The sequence below is a fragment of the Curtobacterium poinsettiae genome, from assembly GCF_025677645.1.
In the GTDB taxonomy this organism is placed as follows: domain Bacteria; phylum Actinomycetota; class Actinomycetes; order Actinomycetales; family Microbacteriaceae; genus Curtobacterium; species Curtobacterium poinsettiae_A.
Window position 1 is genome coordinate 1,705,818 of sequence record NZ_CP106879.1, and the last position, 16,900, is coordinate 1,722,717.

15 protein-coding genes are annotated in these 16,900 nt (G+C 71.2%); 8 read left to right on the forward strand and 7 right to left on the reverse strand.

Annotated features, from left to right (window positions below; all coding sequences use genetic code 11):
• Positions 1–22 precede the first annotated feature (22 nt).
• The gene (locus OE229_RS08280) at positions 23–1,222 is read left to right on the forward strand and encodes an amidohydrolase (RefSeq protein WP_209133406.1); all 1,200 of its coding nucleotides are present in this window, start codon (positions 23–25) and stop codon (positions 1,220–1,222) included.
• Between the two features lie 88 nt (positions 1,223–1,310).
• Here the strand turns inward: OE229_RS08280 and OE229_RS08285 are convergent, their stop codons facing one another.
• Both OE229_RS08285 and OE229_RS08290 read right to left on the reverse strand, forming a co-directional pair.
• Positions 1,311–2,201 (reverse strand): aminodeoxychorismate lyase, encoded by an 891-nt coding sequence (locus OE229_RS08285; RefSeq protein WP_182066725.1) that lies wholly within the window; start codon positions 2,199–2,201, stop codon positions 1,311–1,313.
• A 19-nt stretch (positions 2,202–2,220) separates the two neighbouring features.
• On the reverse strand, positions 2,221–2,571 hold the full coding sequence (locus OE229_RS08290) for a tryptophan synthase subunit alpha (RefSeq protein WP_027464736.1): 351 nt from the start codon (positions 2,569–2,571) through the stop codon (positions 2,221–2,223).
• 64 nt (positions 2,572–2,635) lie between these two features.
• On the opposite strand from OE229_RS08290, the gene OE229_RS08295 reads away from it, so the two are divergent.
• Positions 2,636–3,154: an 8-oxo-dGTP diphosphatase gene (locus tag OE229_RS08295; RefSeq protein WP_262137388.1), complete on the forward strand. Its 519-nt coding sequence runs from the start codon at positions 2,636–2,638 to the stop codon at positions 3,152–3,154.
• A gap of 3 nt (positions 3,155–3,157) precedes the next feature.
• Here the strand turns inward: OE229_RS08295 and OE229_RS08300 are convergent, their stop codons facing one another.
• From OE229_RS08300 to OE229_RS08310, 3 genes are read right to left on the reverse strand one after another with little or no spacing between them, the layout of a single operon-like run.
• A complete protein-coding gene (locus tag OE229_RS08300; protein WP_111023185.1) occupies positions 3,158–3,445 on the reverse strand; it encodes a hypothetical protein in 288 nt (95 codons plus the stop codon).
• Positions 3,446–3,461: 16 nt separating this feature from the next.
• Complete coding sequence (locus OE229_RS08305; protein WP_262137390.1) at positions 3,462–4,940, reverse strand: ABC transporter permease; 1,479 nt, start codon at positions 4,938–4,940, stop codon at positions 3,462–3,464.
• Positions 4,941–4,992: 52 nt separating this feature from the next.
• Positions 4,993–6,681 carry a cation:proton antiporter gene (locus OE229_RS08310; protein ID WP_262137392.1) on the reverse strand — a complete coding sequence of 563 codons (1,689 nt, stop codon included), beginning with the start codon at positions 6,679–6,681 and terminating at the stop codon, positions 4,993–4,995.
• 115 nt (positions 6,682–6,796) lie between these two features.
• On the opposite strand from OE229_RS08310, the gene OE229_RS08315 reads away from it, so the two are divergent.
• The 3 genes from OE229_RS08315 to OE229_RS08325 all read left to right on the forward strand — a co-directional run bounded on the left by OE229_RS08315 (position 6,797) and on the right by OE229_RS08325 (position 10,559).
• Positions 6,797–8,053: an inorganic phosphate transporter gene (locus OE229_RS08315; RefSeq protein ID WP_209133400.1), complete on the forward strand. Its 1,257-nt coding sequence runs from the start codon at positions 6,797–6,799 to the stop codon at positions 8,051–8,053.
• Entirely contained in the window at positions 8,053–8,349 is a 297-nt protein-coding gene (locus OE229_RS08320) for a hypothetical protein (RefSeq protein WP_209133398.1), read from the forward strand. Before OE229_RS08315 ends, OE229_RS08320 begins: the two co-directional genes overlap by 1 nt.
• 749 nt (positions 8,350–9,098) lie before the next feature.
• On the forward strand, positions 9,099–10,559 hold the full coding sequence (locus OE229_RS08325) for an aspartate ammonia-lyase (RefSeq protein ID WP_259581081.1): 1,461 nt from the start codon (positions 9,099–9,101) through the stop codon (positions 10,557–10,559).
• A 66-nt stretch (positions 10,560–10,625) separates the two neighbouring features.
• Here the strand turns inward: OE229_RS08325 and OE229_RS08330 are convergent, their stop codons facing one another.
• Positions 10,626–11,711 (reverse strand): YihY/virulence factor BrkB family protein, encoded by a 1,086-nt coding sequence (locus OE229_RS08330; protein ID WP_259581083.1) that lies wholly within the window; start codon positions 11,709–11,711, stop codon positions 10,626–10,628.
• Positions 11,712–11,897: 186 nt separating this feature from the next.
• Entirely contained in the window at positions 11,898–13,217 is a 1,320-nt protein-coding gene (locus tag OE229_RS08335) for an MFS transporter (RefSeq protein WP_182066717.1), read from the reverse strand.
• A 69-nt stretch (positions 13,218–13,286) separates the two neighbouring features.
• On the opposite strand from OE229_RS08335, the gene OE229_RS08340 reads away from it, so the two are divergent.
• From OE229_RS08340 to OE229_RS08350, 3 genes are all read left to right on the forward strand, one after another.
• The gene (locus OE229_RS08340; protein ID WP_182066716.1) at positions 13,287–13,658 is read left to right on the forward strand and encodes an FKBP-type peptidyl-prolyl cis-trans isomerase; all 372 of its coding nucleotides are present in this window, start codon (positions 13,287–13,289) and stop codon (positions 13,656–13,658) included.
• Positions 13,658–14,494, forward strand: coding sequence for an aldo/keto reductase (locus tag OE229_RS08345; protein WP_182066715.1), 837 nt, complete (start codon positions 13,658–13,660; stop codon positions 14,492–14,494). Before OE229_RS08340 ends, OE229_RS08345 begins: the two co-directional genes overlap by 1 nt.
• A gap of 78 nt (positions 14,495–14,572) precedes the next feature.
• Complete coding sequence (locus OE229_RS08350; protein ID WP_263345236.1) at positions 14,573–16,816, forward strand: HelD family protein; 2,244 nt, start codon at positions 14,573–14,575, stop codon at positions 16,814–16,816.
• Positions 16,817–16,900 lie beyond the last annotated feature (84 nt).

Here is a 16,900-nt window from a genome sequence, read left to right on the forward strand (position 1 = left end):
GCCCGCGCGTACCGTTGGTGCCATGAGCAACTCCTTCGCGATCACCGGTGCCCACGTCGTCCCCGTCTCCGCTCCCGCCTTCGACGGCGGCGCGGTCGTCGTCGAGGACGGCCGGATCACCGCGATCGGTCCGGACGTCACCCCGCCCGACGGCATGGCGGTCATCGACGCCACCGGTTCGTGGCTCGTGCCCGGGTTCGTCGAGGCGCACGGCCACGTCGGCATCCACGAGGAGGCCAACGGTGAGGCCGGCAACGACACGAACGAGATGACCGCGCCGAACATGGCCGGCGTCCGGGCGATCGACGCGATCGACATCGACGACGAGGGCTTCCGGGACGCACTCTCCGGCGGGATCACGAGCATCGTCGTCAAGCCCGGCTCCGGCAACCCCATCGGCGGTCAGAGCGTCGCCATCAAGACGTGGGGCGGCCGCACGATCGACGAGCAGCTCATCTCCGACTCGGTGAGCGTGAAGAGCGCCCTCGGCGAGAACCCGAAGCGCGTCTACGGGGGCAAGGGCCAGACGCCCTCGACCCGGCTCGGTGTCGCGAAGATCATCCGCGACGCCTTCGTCGAGGCGCAGAACTACCGGGCCGCCCGTGACGCCGCCGCGGCGAAGGACGAGCCGTTCGCCCGTGACCTGACGAAGGAGACGCTCGTCCGGGTGCTCGACGGCGAACTCGTCTGGGACCAGCACACCCACCGCCACGACGACATCGCCACCGCGATCCGACTGTCCGAGGAGTTCGGCTACCGGCTCGTCGTGAACCACGGCACCGAGGCGCACAAGATCGCCGACGTGCTGGCCGCGAAGGACATCCCGGTCATCTACGGCCCGCTCTTCACCAGCCGCTCGAAGGTCGAGCTCCGCGACCGCGGCATCCCGAACCTCGCGACCATCGCGGCGGCAGGGGTCCGGGTCGCCATCACGACGGACGCGCCGGTCGTGCCGATCAACATGCTCGTCGACCAGGCGACCGCCGCGGTGAAGGAGGGTCTGCCCGCCCAGACCGCACTCGAGGCGCTGACGGTCAACCCGGCCGATTTCCTCGGGTTCGGGGACCGCGTCGGTCGCCTGGCCGAGGGGTACGACGCCGACCTCGTGCTCTGGGACGGCGACCCGCTCGATGCGGCCAGCCGCGCGACGCGCGTCTGGATCGACGGCGAGCCCGTCTTCACGTGGTCCGACGGAACCGGCGTCACCACCCCGCGCTGGTAGCGGGTGCAGAGCCGGGAGGCCCGGATCGCGACGTGCCTGCGGGTCGCGATCCGGGCCTCCAGGCCGTTGCGCCGGGGGTGCCGCGTGCTCAGACCTCGCGCGCCAGCAGGAAGTCGTTGATGCGCGTCGTGAGCTCGGCGTCGATCGGCCGCACGTCGCCGTTCACCGAACGGATCGGGGCCGCCTGCCGCACGCTCGACACGAGCCAGAGCGCGTCCGCCGCCGCCAGGTCGGCGAGGGTGACGAGTTCGTAGGCGGTCTCGATGCCCTCCTGCTCAGCGAAGCGGAACACGTCGGCCTGCGTCGTGCCGGCCAGGATCCCGATGTCGGTGCGGGGCGTGACGAGCCGGTCGCCGACCTTCATGATCAGGTTGGCGCGCGTGCCCTCGAGCACGTAGCCGTCGCTCGAGACGAACAGGGCGTCGTCGGCGCCGCGGCGGACGGCCTCGCGCAGGGCGGCCATGTTGACGCCGTACGACAGCGTCTTCGCGCCCTGCAGCAGCCACGGCGAGGTGCGCTCGACGTCGTGCCGGTACCCGCGGTCCAGGACGACGACGGAGATGCCCTCGGTACGTGCGGCCGTGGAGTCGCCCGACGGCGCGGCGTAGACCCACCCGGTCGGGCGCTCGGTGCCCTCGACGCCGCGGGTCAGGACGGTCTTGGCGAAGGCCTCGCGCACCGGGTCGAGGCGGGCACAGACGGCCTCGATGGCCCGGCGCCAGGCCTCCGGGTCGGGGGCGGGCAGGTCGAGCATCGCGGCGGAGCGGCCGAAGCGGGCGAGGTGCGCCTCGAGGGCCTGTGGTCGGCCGTCGATCACCGTGATCGTCTCGAACACGCCGTCGCCGCGCGTGACGCCGAGGTCCTGCACCTGCACGTGCTCCTCGAGCGGCTTCGCCCAGGTGAAGGCCTCGGCCGCGGGGTCGTGCGGCGCGGCGTCGCGGGAGGGCTGGTTGAGGACGGCGAGCACGGTTTCGGTCATGCCTCCATCCAACCGCAGCTCAGCCCGCTTCGGGCAGCGCGCCCAGCAGCTTCCACACGGCGGGCGTCAGCTCGGGGTGCTGCAGCGCGATCCGGCGCAGCCGGTGGTACTCCTCGCCCAGCCGGGTGCCCTGCCCCGACGCCGGGTGGCTCGACCACTGCGCGTGCCGCTTGCCGATCGCCTCGTCCAGGTCGACGGCGTCCGCGCGCAGGATCAGCACGACCTGTTCGTCGACGGTGGGGAGCGTCGGCATGAACTCCCACGGGTCCTCACCCTGGCGGCTCCGGTGCTCGACGAGCATCGAGATCTCTTCGGCAGCCTCGGCGCGCAGCACTTCGAGGCTGCGCCCGGTCCTGCGGGGCTCAGCCATGGTGCCCCCGCAGCACGCCTGCCATGGGAAGAGCGTACGACACTCCATCGGTCACACTGGACGCGTGACCCTTCGCGACGAGAGCAAGTCCCAGCATCCCCGGGTGGTCGTCGTGTACCTGCTGCGCGACGGTTCGGCCGGCACGGAAGTGCTGCTGGGGGAGAAGCGCCGCGGCCTCGGCGCGGGCCGTCTGGTCGGCCCCGGCGGTAAGCGCGAGCCCGGCGAGTCCGCGGTCGAGACCGCCGTGCGCGAGGTGCGTGAAGAGGTCGGCCTGCGGCTCGACGCGGTCGACCTGGAGGCCCGTGGCACGTTGGACTACCGGTTCCCGTACCGACCGTCCTGGTCCCAGGTCTCGGACGTCTTCGTCTGCCGCCGCTGGCATGGGGACCCGTCGGGCTCGGACGAACTGGAGCCGCGGTGGATCCCCGTCGACGCCGTGCCCTACGACGCGATGTGGGACGACGCGCGCTACTGGCTGCCGGGGGTGCTCGCCGGCGGCAGCGTCCGCGCGCGGTTCACGTTCGCCGAGGACGACGCGACGGTCGCCGGGTTCACCGGGACGGGCGTCGGAGTGGGCGACTAGCTGCTAGCGCGGCTGCTGGGTGCGGGTGCTGCCGGTGCGGGCTTCCTCGGCGGCGGCCATGACGTCGGCGTCGCCGCTCCGGCCGCCCAGGGGTCGCACGAAGAAGTCGATGACGCCGACGACGATCGCGCCGATCATCGAGAACATCGCCCACCCGACGAACAGCCCGGCGGTGCCGCGGCCGTCGGCGGGCGCGAGCAGGACGCTCGCGGCGTAGAAACCGACCGTCAGCACGAGGAACACGACGACGACGGTGATGAGGACGCGGTGCCAGGTGATGCGCGGGTTCATCCGATCAGGATACGCGTCAGCGGTCGGCGTGCTTGCCGTGCTGCGCCGCCGCCGGTCGCGGTTCCTTCCGGTTCGCGGGGCGCTGCACGGCGATGCGGCCGGTCGGTGTCGCGTCCGGCTCGAGGCCGTCGCGCCCGCCGGTGAAGACGTCCCCGCCGGTGCGGTCGTCCTCCCAGTCGTCGTCCCGCAGCACGCTCAGGGTGCCGGTCTCGGTGGAGGTCAGGCCGTGGCGCTCGAGCTCGGCGTCGCGCTGCCGGCCGAGGAACTCGCGGTTGGCGGTGTTGGCGTCCTGGAACATCGTGGTCCGGCCGGTGACGATCGCTCGGATCCGTCGGCGCTCCCACCACTTCTTGCCGAAGTACATCAGCACCAGGCCTGCCGTGGCGTAGCACGCCATCGTGATCAGGCCGCGGGCCGGGCCGGGGCCGACGCCGTAGACCTGGTGCTTGATCATGTCGACCATGCTCGAGCCGACGACGACGTTGTTCAGCCAGGCGAAGGGCTCGGGCATGAACCACTTCGGGTAGGCACCGCCGGACGACGGCATGGACAGGAAGACGAAGCAGATCATCGCGGGTGCGGCGATGAACCGGCCGACGAAGTAGCTCAGGCCGTTCACCGCCAGGCCGATCGCCACGATCCAGCCCCAGGCGATGAGCACGAGCTGGATCCAGTGCCCGTGGATGGCGCCGAGCACCGGTCCGGCGAGGGTGTTCGTGATGAGCGAGATGACGAGGCCGCCGACCACGATGACCGTCATCCGGGTGCGGTGCCGGAGCGGGCCGCCCATGATGCCGATGAACATTGCGACCATGTAGCCGCCGATGCACCACGCGAGCATGACGTACATCGCCACGGTGCCGTACTCGTCCCAGGCAGGCAGGGGTGCGAGCTCGGTGACCTTCGGGGTCGCGACGCCCAGGCCGGTCAGCACCGCGGTGAGGGTGGCCGGGACGAGGCTCGCGACCTGGAACTGGTGCGCGCTCGCCGTGAAGAACTCGTTCGCAGCGGGGTCGTACGCGACCGCCATCGAGCCACCCACCACGTCGCGCTTCGCCTGCGCGAGCGAGTCGTACGTGTGGAACACGAACTCGCCGGGCAACGCCCGCTGCACCGCCTGCACGAACGTCGGATCGCTGCCGACCAGGGCGATCGGGACGTCGTGCGGGTGCGGGGCGTGGAACGCGAAGACGTAGCACAGGCAGAACCCGACGATGAAGAACAGCGGCATCCAGAGCTGCAGGCCGATCAGCTGCAGCGACGGGTGCAGGGTCGAGTACCACCGGCGGTAGGCGCCGTGCTGCTGGGGCGCCGGCACCGGCGCCTGTCGCCGGGGTGCCGAACGCGTGTGCCCGGCGACCTTGCCGCCACGGCGCGGCTTGGTCCCACGTGCCGAGGGACGGGTCCCGCGCGGCTTCGGCGGCGTCGGTCGGGAACCACCGGGGCGCTCCGGTCCGTCGTCGTTCCTGGGGACGTCGTTCCGCGGCGTGCTCACTCGGCGCTCTGCTCCTGCTCTCGATCGGAGCGCCAGGATACGCCCGGGGTGCTCAGGAGCGACTGCGCGACGCCTGCGCCGAGTCCATCGCGAGTTCTTCGGCGTCGAGGGTCACGAGCACGCGGCGCATGACCTCCTCGTCGAGGTTCCCCTTCTCCCGCTCCTCGAGCACGATCTCGCGGCGGCGGTCGAGGAGTTCGCGCCGGATGTCCTGGATCTGCGAGCCACGCAGGCGCAGTGCGACGTTTCGCCCCTCGTCCTCTTCTTCCTCGGCGTCCTGACGGAACGTCTCGGCCTGACGCTCGAGTCGCGCCTTCAGCCGGTTGACCACCGAGTCGACGGCTTCCGAGCCGTACTGCTTCGCCCAAGCCGGACGCCGCTTCTCGAGCAGCTCGATCGCGGCTTCCGTGGTGCGCTGGTTGAGCCGCATCTCGCTGCGCACGTCCTCCTCGCCCTCGGCCGGGTCCTGCACCTTGAGCGCGCGGATGACGAACGGCAGGGTGAGTCCCTGCAGCAGCAGGGTGCCGACGGTGACGAAGAAGGCGATGATGAAGATCGTGTCCTGCGCCGGGATGTGCGTCGGGTTCGCGACGACCGACACGGCTGCGGCCAGGGTCACCACGCCGCGCATGCCCGTCCACGAGATGACGGTGAGCTCCCGCCAGTTGAGCTTCGGCTCAGCGGAGCCGCGTATCCACCGGAGCGAGGGATGCCCGCGGGACAGCTTGATCCGCAGGGGCCGGAGCCACTTCCCGTTGAACCGGTTGCGCGCGTAGGACTCGAAGACGAACAGCGGTCGGACCAGGATCACCACCGCGAGCACGACGGCCGCGGCGGTGAGCGTCTGCCCGAGGCTCCGCTCGCTCTCGACCAGGTCCTGCACGACGGTGTTGAGCTGCAGGCCGATGAGCGCGAACACGAAGCCCTCGAGGATGACGTCGATGCTCGTCCAGAGCGGGCGCTCCTGCAGGCGGGTGGCGTACCCCTCCTTCGGCGAGTTGTAGCCGATGTACAGGCCGGCCGTGACGACCGCGATGACCCCGGAGCCGGACAGGTCCTCGGCGACGATGTAGGCGACGAAGGGCAGCAGGATGCTCATGATCGTCTCGACCACGGGATCGTTGATGCGCATGCGGATCCAGTGCACGACGACGCCGAGCACGATGCCGACGGCCAGGCCGACGCCGATCGCCAGGCCGAAGATGCCGAGGTCCTGCCAGATCGTCAGCGACGTGCCCGCGATGATGAGCGTGAACACCCGCACCAGGGTCAGCGAGGCCGCGTCGTTGATCAGGCTCTCGCCGGACAGCACGGTCATGACGCGGCGGGGGAGTCCGAGCTTCCGGCCGATCGCGGCGGCGGACACCGCGTCCGGCGGGGCGACGATCGCGCCGAGCAGGATCGCCGCCGGCAGCGTCATGTCCGGGATGAGCAGGTACGCCACTCCGCCGACGACCAGGGCGGTGACGATCACCAGGAAGATGCCGAGCCGTCGGATCTGCTTGATCGAGCCGCGGAAGCTCTGCCACGACACGTCGAGGGCCGCCGAGTAGAGCAGCGGCGGCAGGATCACCGTGAGGATGACCTCGGAGTCGATCTCCATCGGCGGCAGCCCGGGCAGGAACGAGGCGGCGAGGGCGACCGCCGTGACGAGCAGTGGAGCGGGGAGTCCCTTGGCCCGGGCGAACCCCGTCACCGCGAGCGATCCGATCAGCAGGATGAGGAGCTCGGCGGTGTCCATGGGTGCATTCTCCCATCGGCATGGTTCCGAAGCTGAACGAGTGTGAAGCTGCGGTGAACAACAGGTTGCCGATCAGGTTTGCTCGAAGGGCCGACGCCTGGGACACTTGCCCGCGGTGGACATCACACTCATAGTCGTCCTGGTCATCGCGTTGGCCCTCTTCTTCGACTTCACAAACGGTTTTCACGACACCGCCAACGCGATGGCGACCCCGATCGCGACCGGCGCCATGAAGCCCAAGGTGGCGGTCACCGTCGCTGCGGTGCTCAACCTGGTCGGTGCGTTCCTCAGCACCGCCGTGGCGACGTCGATCTCGCACGGGTTGATCAACGAGGGGCCCGGTGGCGTCGCCATCAGCCCCGAGATGATCTTCGCGGGCCTGATCGGGGCAGTCGTCTGGAACATGATCACGTGGCTCCGCGGGCTGCCGTCGTCGTCGTCGCACGCGTTGTTCGGCGGGCTGATCGGTGCCGCGATCGTCGGCGCCGGGTTCCAGTCGGTCAACTACGTCGCACTGCTGACGGTGGTGATCATCCCGGCGTTCGCCTCGCCCGTGATCGCCGCGCTCGTGTCGTTCCTGTCGACGCGCATCGCGTACCGGATCACGAAGCGTCCGGTGTTCCCGAACGAGCGCGGCGGGTTCCGCATCGGGCAGGTCTTCACCAGCTCGATGGTGTCCCTGGCACACGGCACCAACGATGCGCAGAAGACGATGGGTGTCATCACGCTGACCCTCATCGCCTCGGGCGCGCAGTCGTCGGACCAGGGCGTGCAGTTCTGGGTCGTCGTCGCGTGTGCCCTCGCGATCGCCCTCGGTACCTACACGGGCGGTTGGCGGATCATCCGCACGCTCGGCTCGGGCATCACCGAGATCCGTGCGACGCAGGGCTTCGCCGCCGAGGCCTCGACCGCCGCGACGATCCTCGCCTCCAGCCACCTCGGCTTCGCGCTGTCGACCACGCAGGTGTCCTCGGGCTCCATCATCGGTGCCGGTCTGGGCCGCCGCGGCTCGAAGATCCAGTGGTCGACCGCCGGCAAGATCGTGATCGCCTGGTTCATCACCCTGCCCGCGGCCGCCGCGGTCGGTGCGGTCGCCTCGGGCATCGCCCGCCTCGGCGTGGTCGGGCTCGTGCTCGACGCCGTGATCGGTGCCGTCGTGATCCTCGGCCTGTACCTGTGGTCGCTCCGCAAGCCGCACGAGCAGGCCTCCGCGATCGAGGTCGACGTCGCCGCGAACGCGGTCCTGACCCGCAAGGAGCTGCGTGACATGCAGCGCAAGAAGCGTGCCGACGCGGTCGCCCAGCGTCGCGCCGAACTGAGCCGCGAGCGCACGCTCCGTCGCATGGCGGCCCGCAAGGGAGGCCGTCGCTGATGGGCATCGACTGGTTCGCGTTCCTCACCGTGGCGCTCGTCGCCGTGGTCTCGTCGTGCTTCGTCGTCGCCGTGTACTCGGTCGGCCTCCGTCTCTGGAGCGCCGCCGACACCCGCGAGGGCAAGTTCACCGTGAAGGACGACGGCACGATCGGCCCGGCCACCGCCGGTTTCCCGAACCCGGCCGGAGTCTCGGCGGCCGCACGTGCGCTCCGTGCGGCGGCCATCGCGTGCTTCGTCGTGTGCGGCGCCGTCGTGCTCTACGGCGTCTACCTCATCGTCCCGCAGTTCCACTGACGGGCATGTTCACCGAATGAGCAGCAGACGCCGGGTCGCCCCTCGCGACCCGGCGTCTTCTGCTCACGAAGTGCCTTCGCCGGGTGCGCCGCGTGCGCTGCGCGAGCGGGCGAAATGCCCGCGTCTCCGCGCGCGGGAACCACGCCGTTTCGCCCGCTCGCGTTCCGGGCGTGCCCGCGGGGCGGACGGGAGGCCCGTGGCGGCCTGGCGCCGCGCCTCCGGGCCGTCGTGGGCGAGCGGGCGGAATGCCGGCGTGCGTTGCTGGGACGACCGCGCCATTCCGCCCGCTCGCGCGGGCGGCGCATTCGGTGAGCAGAAGATGTCGGGTCGCGGTGCGGGACCCGACATCTTCTGCTCACGAAGCGACGGGAGGCCCGTGGCGGCCTGGCGCCGCGCCTCCGGGCCGTCGCGGGCGAGCGGGCGGAATGCCGGCGTGCGTTGCTGGGACGACCGCGCCATTTCGCCCGCTCGCGCGGGCGGCGCGCTTGGTGAGCAGAAGATGTCGCGTCGCGGTCTGGGACCCGACATCTTCTGCTCACGAAGCGACGGGAGGCCCGTGGCGGCCTGGCGCCGCGCCTCCGGGCCGTCGCGGGCGAGCGGGCGGAATGCCAGCGTGCGTCGCGGAGGCCGCCGTGGCATTTCGCCCGCTCGCGCAGGGACGCCGCCGGTCACACAAGCCCGGCGCGTTCCCGGACCGGCCGGACGGACGGGACTAGCCTCGACGAGTGACCGGCAACGAGGAGGCACCTGTGACGACGACGACGCGGACCGAGAGCGACTCGCTGGGATCACGCGAGGTCCCGAACGACGCGTACTGGGGCATCAACACGTTGCGGGCGCTCGAGAACTTCCCGATCACCTCCGTGCCGATCGCCGTGTACCCGGACCTCATCGAGGCGCTCGTCACGGTGAAGCAGGCTGCGGCGCGGGCGAACCGGGCGATCGGCGTCCTCGACGAGGAGCGCGCCGACGCGATCGATCGTGCGGCGCAGGAAGTCCGCGACGGGGCGCTCCGCGAGCAGTTCGTCGTCGATGTCGTGCAGGGCGGCGCGGGGACGAGCACGAACATGAACACGAACGAGGTGCTCGCGAACCGGGCCCTGGAACTCCTCGGGCGGGAGCGGGGCGACTACGGGTACCTGCACCCGATCGACCACGTGAACCGCAGCCAGTCGACGAACGACACGTACCCGACGAGCATCAAGATCGCGATGATCTTCGGGGTCCGACGACTCATCGAGCAGCTCGAGGAGCTCTCCGCGGCGTTCGCCGAGCGGGGCCGAGCCTTCGCCGACGTGCTGAAGGTGGGCCGGACGCAGCTGCAGGACGCCGTGCCGATGACCCTCGGGCAGGAGTTCACCGGGTTCTCGCACACGATCCAGGAGGATGCAGACCTGCTCCGCAAGGTGATGCCGCTGCTCGCCGAGATGAACCTCGGCGCGACGGCGATCGGCACCGGGATCACCGCGGACCCGCTCTACCGCGACGAGGTCCGCCGGCAGCTGCAGGAGGCGAGCGGCATCGACGTCGTCACCGCCCCCGACCTCATCGAGGCGACGAGCGACGCCGGTGCGTTCATGACCCTGTCCGGCACGGTGAAGCGCAGCGCCGCGAAGCTCTCGAAGATCTGCAACGACCTGCGGCTGCTGTCGTCCGGTCCGCAGGCGGGTCTCGGTGAGATCACCCTGCCCGCTCGCCAGGCCGGCTCGTCGATCATGCCGGGCAAGGTCAACCCGGTGATCCCCGAGGTCGTGAACCAGATCGCCTACGCGGTCGCCGGAGCGGACACCACCGTGACGATGGCGGCGGAGAGCGGGCAGCTGCAGCTCAACGCCTTCGAGCCGATCATCGCCCACTCGATCCTGCAGTCGCTGCAGTGGATGTCCCGTGGCTGCGCGACCCTGCGTGAGCACTGCGTCGTCGGCATCGAGGCGAACGAGGCGAAGCTCGCCGCCCAGGTCGACACGAACGTCGGCGTCGTCACCGCGCTCACGCCGTACATCGGGTACGCGGCCGCGGCGTCGATCGCGCACACGGCGCTGACCACCTCGACGCCGATCTCGACGCTCGTGGTGGCTGCGGGGCTGATGGAGGAGGACCAGGTCATGCGGGTGCTCAGCCCGGCCCGGCTGTCGGGCATCGAGCTGGCGACGGGTGCGATCCCGGTCATCACCGAGGAGATGCTGGACGCCGAGGCACGAAAGCGCTGACGCCGGGCAAGCGCGCGCACGCCCGGACGCGGCACGGTCGCACGACCCGCACCCGCGCACACACCGTCAGGGCAGCGGCCGCTCGCCCACCCGCACCTGCTGCGCCATCGCCCGCAGGTGCTCCTCGCCCGGGGTCGACTCGGCGTCCTCGTCCTCGGCCACCCGCGCGGCCTCGGTCCGGACGTGCTGCGCGGCCGCGATGTCCTGGTCTCGCCACCGCGCGAGCGTGAAGTTCCGCGTGACGTCCCGCAGCGGCAGCCGGATCGACTCGTCCGCCTCGATGCCGGCGAGCAGCTGCCGCATCCGGATCACCTCGGAGTCGAGCTCTCCGCCGACCACGAGCACGAAGTTCGAGATGTACAGGTACACGAGCAGCAGGATCGCGCCACCGAGCCACCCGTAGGCGCGGTTCCCGCCGCCGAGGGTCTCCACGTAGAGCGCGAACCCCACCGTGGCGATGGCCCAGGTCACGATCGCGAACGCGGCACCGGCCGACACCCACCGCAGCTGCGGGGTCTTCACGTTCGGCGTCGCGTAGTAGAGCACCGCCACCATGACGACGAGGTCGGCCGCGAGCACCGGCCACTTCACGACGTTCCACACGTCGTCGATCCACGGCGCCCACCCGAGCTGTCGGATGACGGCCTCGGAGATCGTCGGCGTGCCGAGCAGGATGACGATGGCGACGGCGCCGCCGACCATGACGAGCAGCGTGACGAGGAGCATCATGCTGCGGAACTTCCAGATCCGTCGGCCCTCCTCGACCTCGTAGGCGGTGTTCATCGCCCGTCCGAAGGCCGTCGCGTAGCCGGACAGCGACCAGAGCGTCAGCGCGACACCGATCGTGAACCCGAGCCACGGGTTGTCCAGGGTCAGCAGCTGCCGGAGCGGCCCCTCGAGGTGCTCGGCGGTCTCCGGCCGGACGATGAACCCGAGGACCTCCACGATGTCGGTCAGGCTGTCCCCCTTGCGGTCGACGATGGACAGCGCCGACACGACCGCCAGCGCGGTCGGGAACACCGTCAGCAGCGCGAAGAACGTCAGCGACGCGGCCGCGTCGACGACGCGGTGCCGGATGACCGAGTGGTAGGTGCGCCGGACGACGGCGCGGACTCCCGTCCGCTGGAGGTCGCGCGATGCGCTGTCCGGCATGTCCCGTACGGTACCCGACACGTGACGGCCTGGAGGCCCGTGGCCGGCCCGCCCCGCGCCTCCCGTCCGCCCCTTGGTCGCGTCGCGATCCCCTGCAAGACACCGGTGTTCACGCTCCGCACCGCGGAACGCGGGTGTTCCACGCGCGAACACCGGTGTCTTGCGGGCACGCTCGCGCCGCCGCCGTCAGTCGGCGTGGGGGTGCAGGGCGTCGTAGCGGCGGAAGGACGGGACCATCCGGAGGAGCAGCGCGACGAGGCCGATGATGAGCACGCCGCCGATGACCGGCGGGTACGCGATGCCGGCCGCGACGACCAGGCCGGCGTACAGGTCACCGAGCCGCGGGCCGCCCGTGACCACGACGATGAAGATGCCCTGCAGCCGACCGCGCATGCCGTCCGGCGACGCCGCCTGCAGGATCGTGTTCCGGAACACCGAACTGACGTTGTCCGCACCGCCGGCCATCGCCAGGAACAGCGCCGCGAGCCCGAGTGCCGGCAGGATCTCGACCCCGAACGCCTCGCCTGAGCGGCCGCCGAGCACGTGCGCCAGCGCAATGACCACGCCGAACGCCGCGATCGCGCCGCCGTACGCCGTGATGGCCCAGCCGACGGCCTCACCCTGGCGTCGGACGTGCCCGAGCGGCCCGGAGAACACGCTCGACAGCAGCGCCCCGATCGCGTACGCGGCGGTCAGGGTGCCGACGGTGATCGACCCACCGCCGATGACGAGCGCGCCGATCGCGGGGAACAGCACGCGCGGCTGCCCGAAGGTCATCGCGATGATGTCGAGCACGAACGTCATCGTGATGTTGCGCGACCGCCGCAGGAACTTCGCACCCTCGATGAGCGAGCCGAGCCCGGGCCGCAGCGCGTCGTGGTCGGCGGCCATCCGCGGCAGTGTGAACACCCCGAGGAACGCGAACGTGAACAGCACGACGTCGATCGTGTAGGTCGGCGCGAACCCGACGCTCGCGATGAGCACGCCGGCGATCGCCGGACCGACGGTGACCTGGAACCCGGACGCGATCCCGCCCAGGGCGCTCGCCGCGGGCAGCAGGTCGGTGCCGACGAGTCGCGGGACGATGGCCGAGCGGGAAGCGTTGCTGACGGTGGCGGCCACGGCGTTCACCGTCGCGAGCACGTACAGCAGTGCGACGCTGTGCAGGTCGAGCCAGGCGTGCGTGGCGATCAGAGCCACGGCGACCCACGCGACGATCGACGAGACGAGCGCGACGAGGCGTCGGTCGAAGGCGTCCGCGAGCATCCCGCCGTACAGGCCGGCGACGATCATCGGCACGAGCGCGATGACACCGACCAGGGCCACGGCGAAGGTCGAGCGGGTGATCTCGTAGACCTCGAGACCGACGGCGACGGTGGTCATCTGGGTGCCGATGCCGGCGATCGCGGTGCCGGCCCAGAGTCGGGCGAAGGCGGGGGAGCGGCGGAGCGGGGTGAGGTCGGCGAGCAGGCGGCGGCGCGGCGGTGCGGGAGTCGATGGTGTCACGGTGGAACCATTCTGCGGGCTGGACGCTCGTTGCGCGTGCCCGGTGCGCGCTCTGGTTGACTGATCGGCATGACTGACCTGAACAGCAAGCCCGAGTTCGACGCCCCCGAGGGCCCCGCCCCCACCGAGCTCGTCGTCACCGACATCGTCGAGGGTTCCGGCGATGAAGCGTCCGCCGGCTCGACCGTCAAGGTCCACTACGCCGGCGTCGAGTACGAGACCGGCGAGGAGTTCGACAGCTCCTGGAACCGCGGCGAGCCCATCGACTTCCCGCTCGCGGCCCTGGTGCGCGGCTGGCAGGAGGGCATCCCCGGCATGAAGGTCGGCGGTCGTCGCAAGCTCGTCGTCCCGCCGGAGCTCGCCTACGGCCCCGCCGGTGGTGGCCACTTCCTGTCGGGCAAGACCCTCATCTTCGTGATCGACCTGCTCGGGGTCCGCTGATGCAGGTCGGTGCCCCGACGATCGAGCTGAACGACGGCCACCGCTTCCCGGAGCTCGGCCTCGGCACCTACGGCCTGAACGGCGACGAGGGCGCTGCGGCGGTCGGCACCGCGATCGCGAGCGGCTACCGGCTGCTCGACACGGCGCTGAACTACGGCAACGAGGACGCCGTCGGCAAGGCCGTCCGCGAGTCCGAGGTGGCGCGCGAGGACCTCGTCGTCACGTCGAAGCTGCCCGGCCGGCACCACGGCTACGACGAGGCGCACCGCTCGATCGACGAGACCCTCGGCAACCTGGGGCTCGACCACGTCGACCTGTACCTGATCCACTGGCCGAACCCGTCGGTGGACAAGTTCGTCGACACCTGGAAGGCGTTCGTCGACCTCCGCGACAGCGGCAAGGTCCGCTCGATCGGCGTCTCGAACTTCACACCGGAACACCTGCGCCGCATCGTCGACGCCACCGGGGTCGCCCCGGCCGTCAACCAGGTGGAGCTGCACCCGTACTTCCCCCAGGCGGAACTGCGGAAGGTGCACCAGGAGCTCGGCATCGTGACCGAGAGCTGGAGCCCGCTCGCGAAGCGGTCGGAACTGCTCACCGAGCGGCCGATCGCCGACGCCGCCGCGGCACACGGTGTGGCCCCCGGCCAGGTCGTGCTGCGCTGGCACGTCCAGCTCGGTGCCGTGCCGGTGCCGAAGTCGGGCGACGCCGCCCGCCAGAAGGAGAACCTCGACGTCTTCGGCTTCGAGCTGACCGACGACGAGGTGCAGGCGATCTCCGCGCTCGAGCGCGGCCGCCTGTGGGACGGCGACCCGGACACGCACGAAGAGATGTGACCCGGACGCGACCCTTCGGGGACAGCGGGGCTCCCGGTGGGCAGTACACTGGTTCCCCCTCTTCCCGAAGGGTTGCGTGTGTCCGAACCGACCGAGATCGACCGTGAACGCGGCTACGTCGACGGCCTCTTCCGTCGTCTCGACGAGCTGACCGCCGAGGCCGAACAGCGCCTCGCCGAGACCCGCCGACAGGCGGTCGGCGGGAACCACCAGAGCCGCAGCGAGCGCGACGCGTACGCGCGGCTCTACGAGGACACCGTCGCGACGCTCGAACGGGTGGGGGACCGTCTGGTCTTCGGCCGGCTCGAGGTCGCCGAGCCCGACGACGCCGACGACACCTTCCGGTACATCGGCCGCGTGGGGCTGCGCGACGCCGAGCACCGCCCGCTGCTGCTCGACTGGCGCGTCCCCGGTGCCAGTGCCTTCTACCAGGCCACCGCGGCGCACCCGATGGGCATGCGGTCCCGCCGGCACCTGTCCCTGCAGGGTCGTCGGGTGGTCGGTGTCGAGGACGAGGTCTTCGACGCCTCACTCTACGACGACGAGCGCACCCACCTGCAGGGCGAGGGGGCGCTGCTCGCCGCGGTCACCGCCGAACGCACCGGCCGGATGACCGACATCGTCGCGACGATCCAGGGCGAGCAGGACCGCATCATCCGCTCCCCGCTCGAGGGCGTGCTCATCGTGCAGGGCGGCCCCGGCACCGGCAAGACCGCCGTGGCGCTGCACCGGGCCGCCTACCTGCTCTACTCGTACCGCGAGCGCCTGCGCGGATCCGGCGTGCTCATGGTCGGCCCGTCCCCGGCGTTCCTGACGTACATCGAGCAGGTGCTCCCGTCGCTCGGCGAGACCGGTGTCGTGATGGCGTCGCTCGGGTCGCTCTACCCGACCGTGCACGCGACGACCCACGACACCCGCAACGTCGCCGCCGTGAAGGGTGCCGCGCAGATGGCCGCACTCCTTCGGCGGGCCGTGCGCTCGCGCCAGGTCGTGCCGACCGAGTCGGTCACGCTCGACGTCGAGGGCGAGCGGCTCGTCGTCCCGCCGCAGCTCGTCGCCGACGCCATGAAGCGTGCGCAGGACCGCGGCAAGCCGCACAACGTCGCCCGCGTCACGTTCAACAAGATCGCCCTCGACGCGATGACCCGACTGCTCGCCGAGCAGCTGCGGGAGCGCGGCACCGCGGTGGACGAGGCCGACGAGAAGGTCCTGCGCGAGGACATCCGGAGCTCGTACGACGCCCGCGTGCTGCTCAACACCGCGTGGTTGCCGCTGCCGCCCGAGAAGTTCCTCGAGGACCTGTACGCCCGGCCGAACTGGCTCGCCTCGCTCACCCCCGACTGGACCGCCGAGCGCCGCGCACTGCTGCAGCGTGCGCGCGGTACGGCCTGGACCGTCGAGGACGTCCCCCTGCTCGACGAGGCCGCCGAACTGCTCGGCCCGTTCGACCCGACCGGCGGTGCCGCCAAGCGCGCGGCGAAGGCCAGCCGGAACCGCGACATCGAGAACGCCCGACAGGCCATCGAGAACATGGGTGTCGAGGGCATCGTCAGCGCCGAGCAGGTCGCCGGCTCGTTCGCCGAGGGCGGCGACCCCCGCTCCACGGCCGAGCGTGCCGCCGACGACCGCGAGTGGACCTACGGACACATCGTCGTCGACGAGGCGCAGGAGCTCTCGCCGATGCAGTGGCGCGTGCTCGCCCGCCGCAACCCGCTGCGCTCGTTCACGATCGTCGGCGACATGGCGCAGGGTTCCTCGCCGGGTGCCGCACGCACCTGGGACGACGTCATCGGGGCGCTCGCGCGTCGTCGACGCGGCCGTGCCCCGCAGGTGCCGCTCGACCACCGCATCGAGCAGCTCACGGTCAACTACCGCACCCCGCGATCCATCGTCGAGGCGGCCGGGGCCTTCGCCGACAGCGCGGGCCTCACGGTCACCCGCAACGAGGCAGTGCGCGACGGCGACCCCGTCGAGCGCGTCCGCGTCGCCCGGGCCGACCTGCTCGACACCGTCGTGGCGGTCGCCGACGCCGAGCGTGCGCGGATCGGGTCCGGCACCATCGGCGTCATCGTCCCCGAGGCCCAGGTCGACACGATCCGGCAGCGGCTCGCCCGCACCGAAGCCGACGTCCGGGGCCTCGCCTCGCCGAACGCCGGCTCGCTCACGGTGCTGACGGGTGCGGACGCCAAGGGCCTGGAGTTCGACGGTGTGCTGCTCGTCGACCCGGACGGCGTCGGCGCCGACGCCGCCCGTGCCGCCGCCGCGGTGTACGTGGCGATGACGCGTCCGACCCGTCGTCTGACGGTCGTCGACGTCGACTGACGGTCGCGTCCCCGCGCACTTCGTGAGCAGGAACGGACGGGTCCGTCGGTCCCACGCGACCGTTCCTGCGCACGGCGGTGGGCG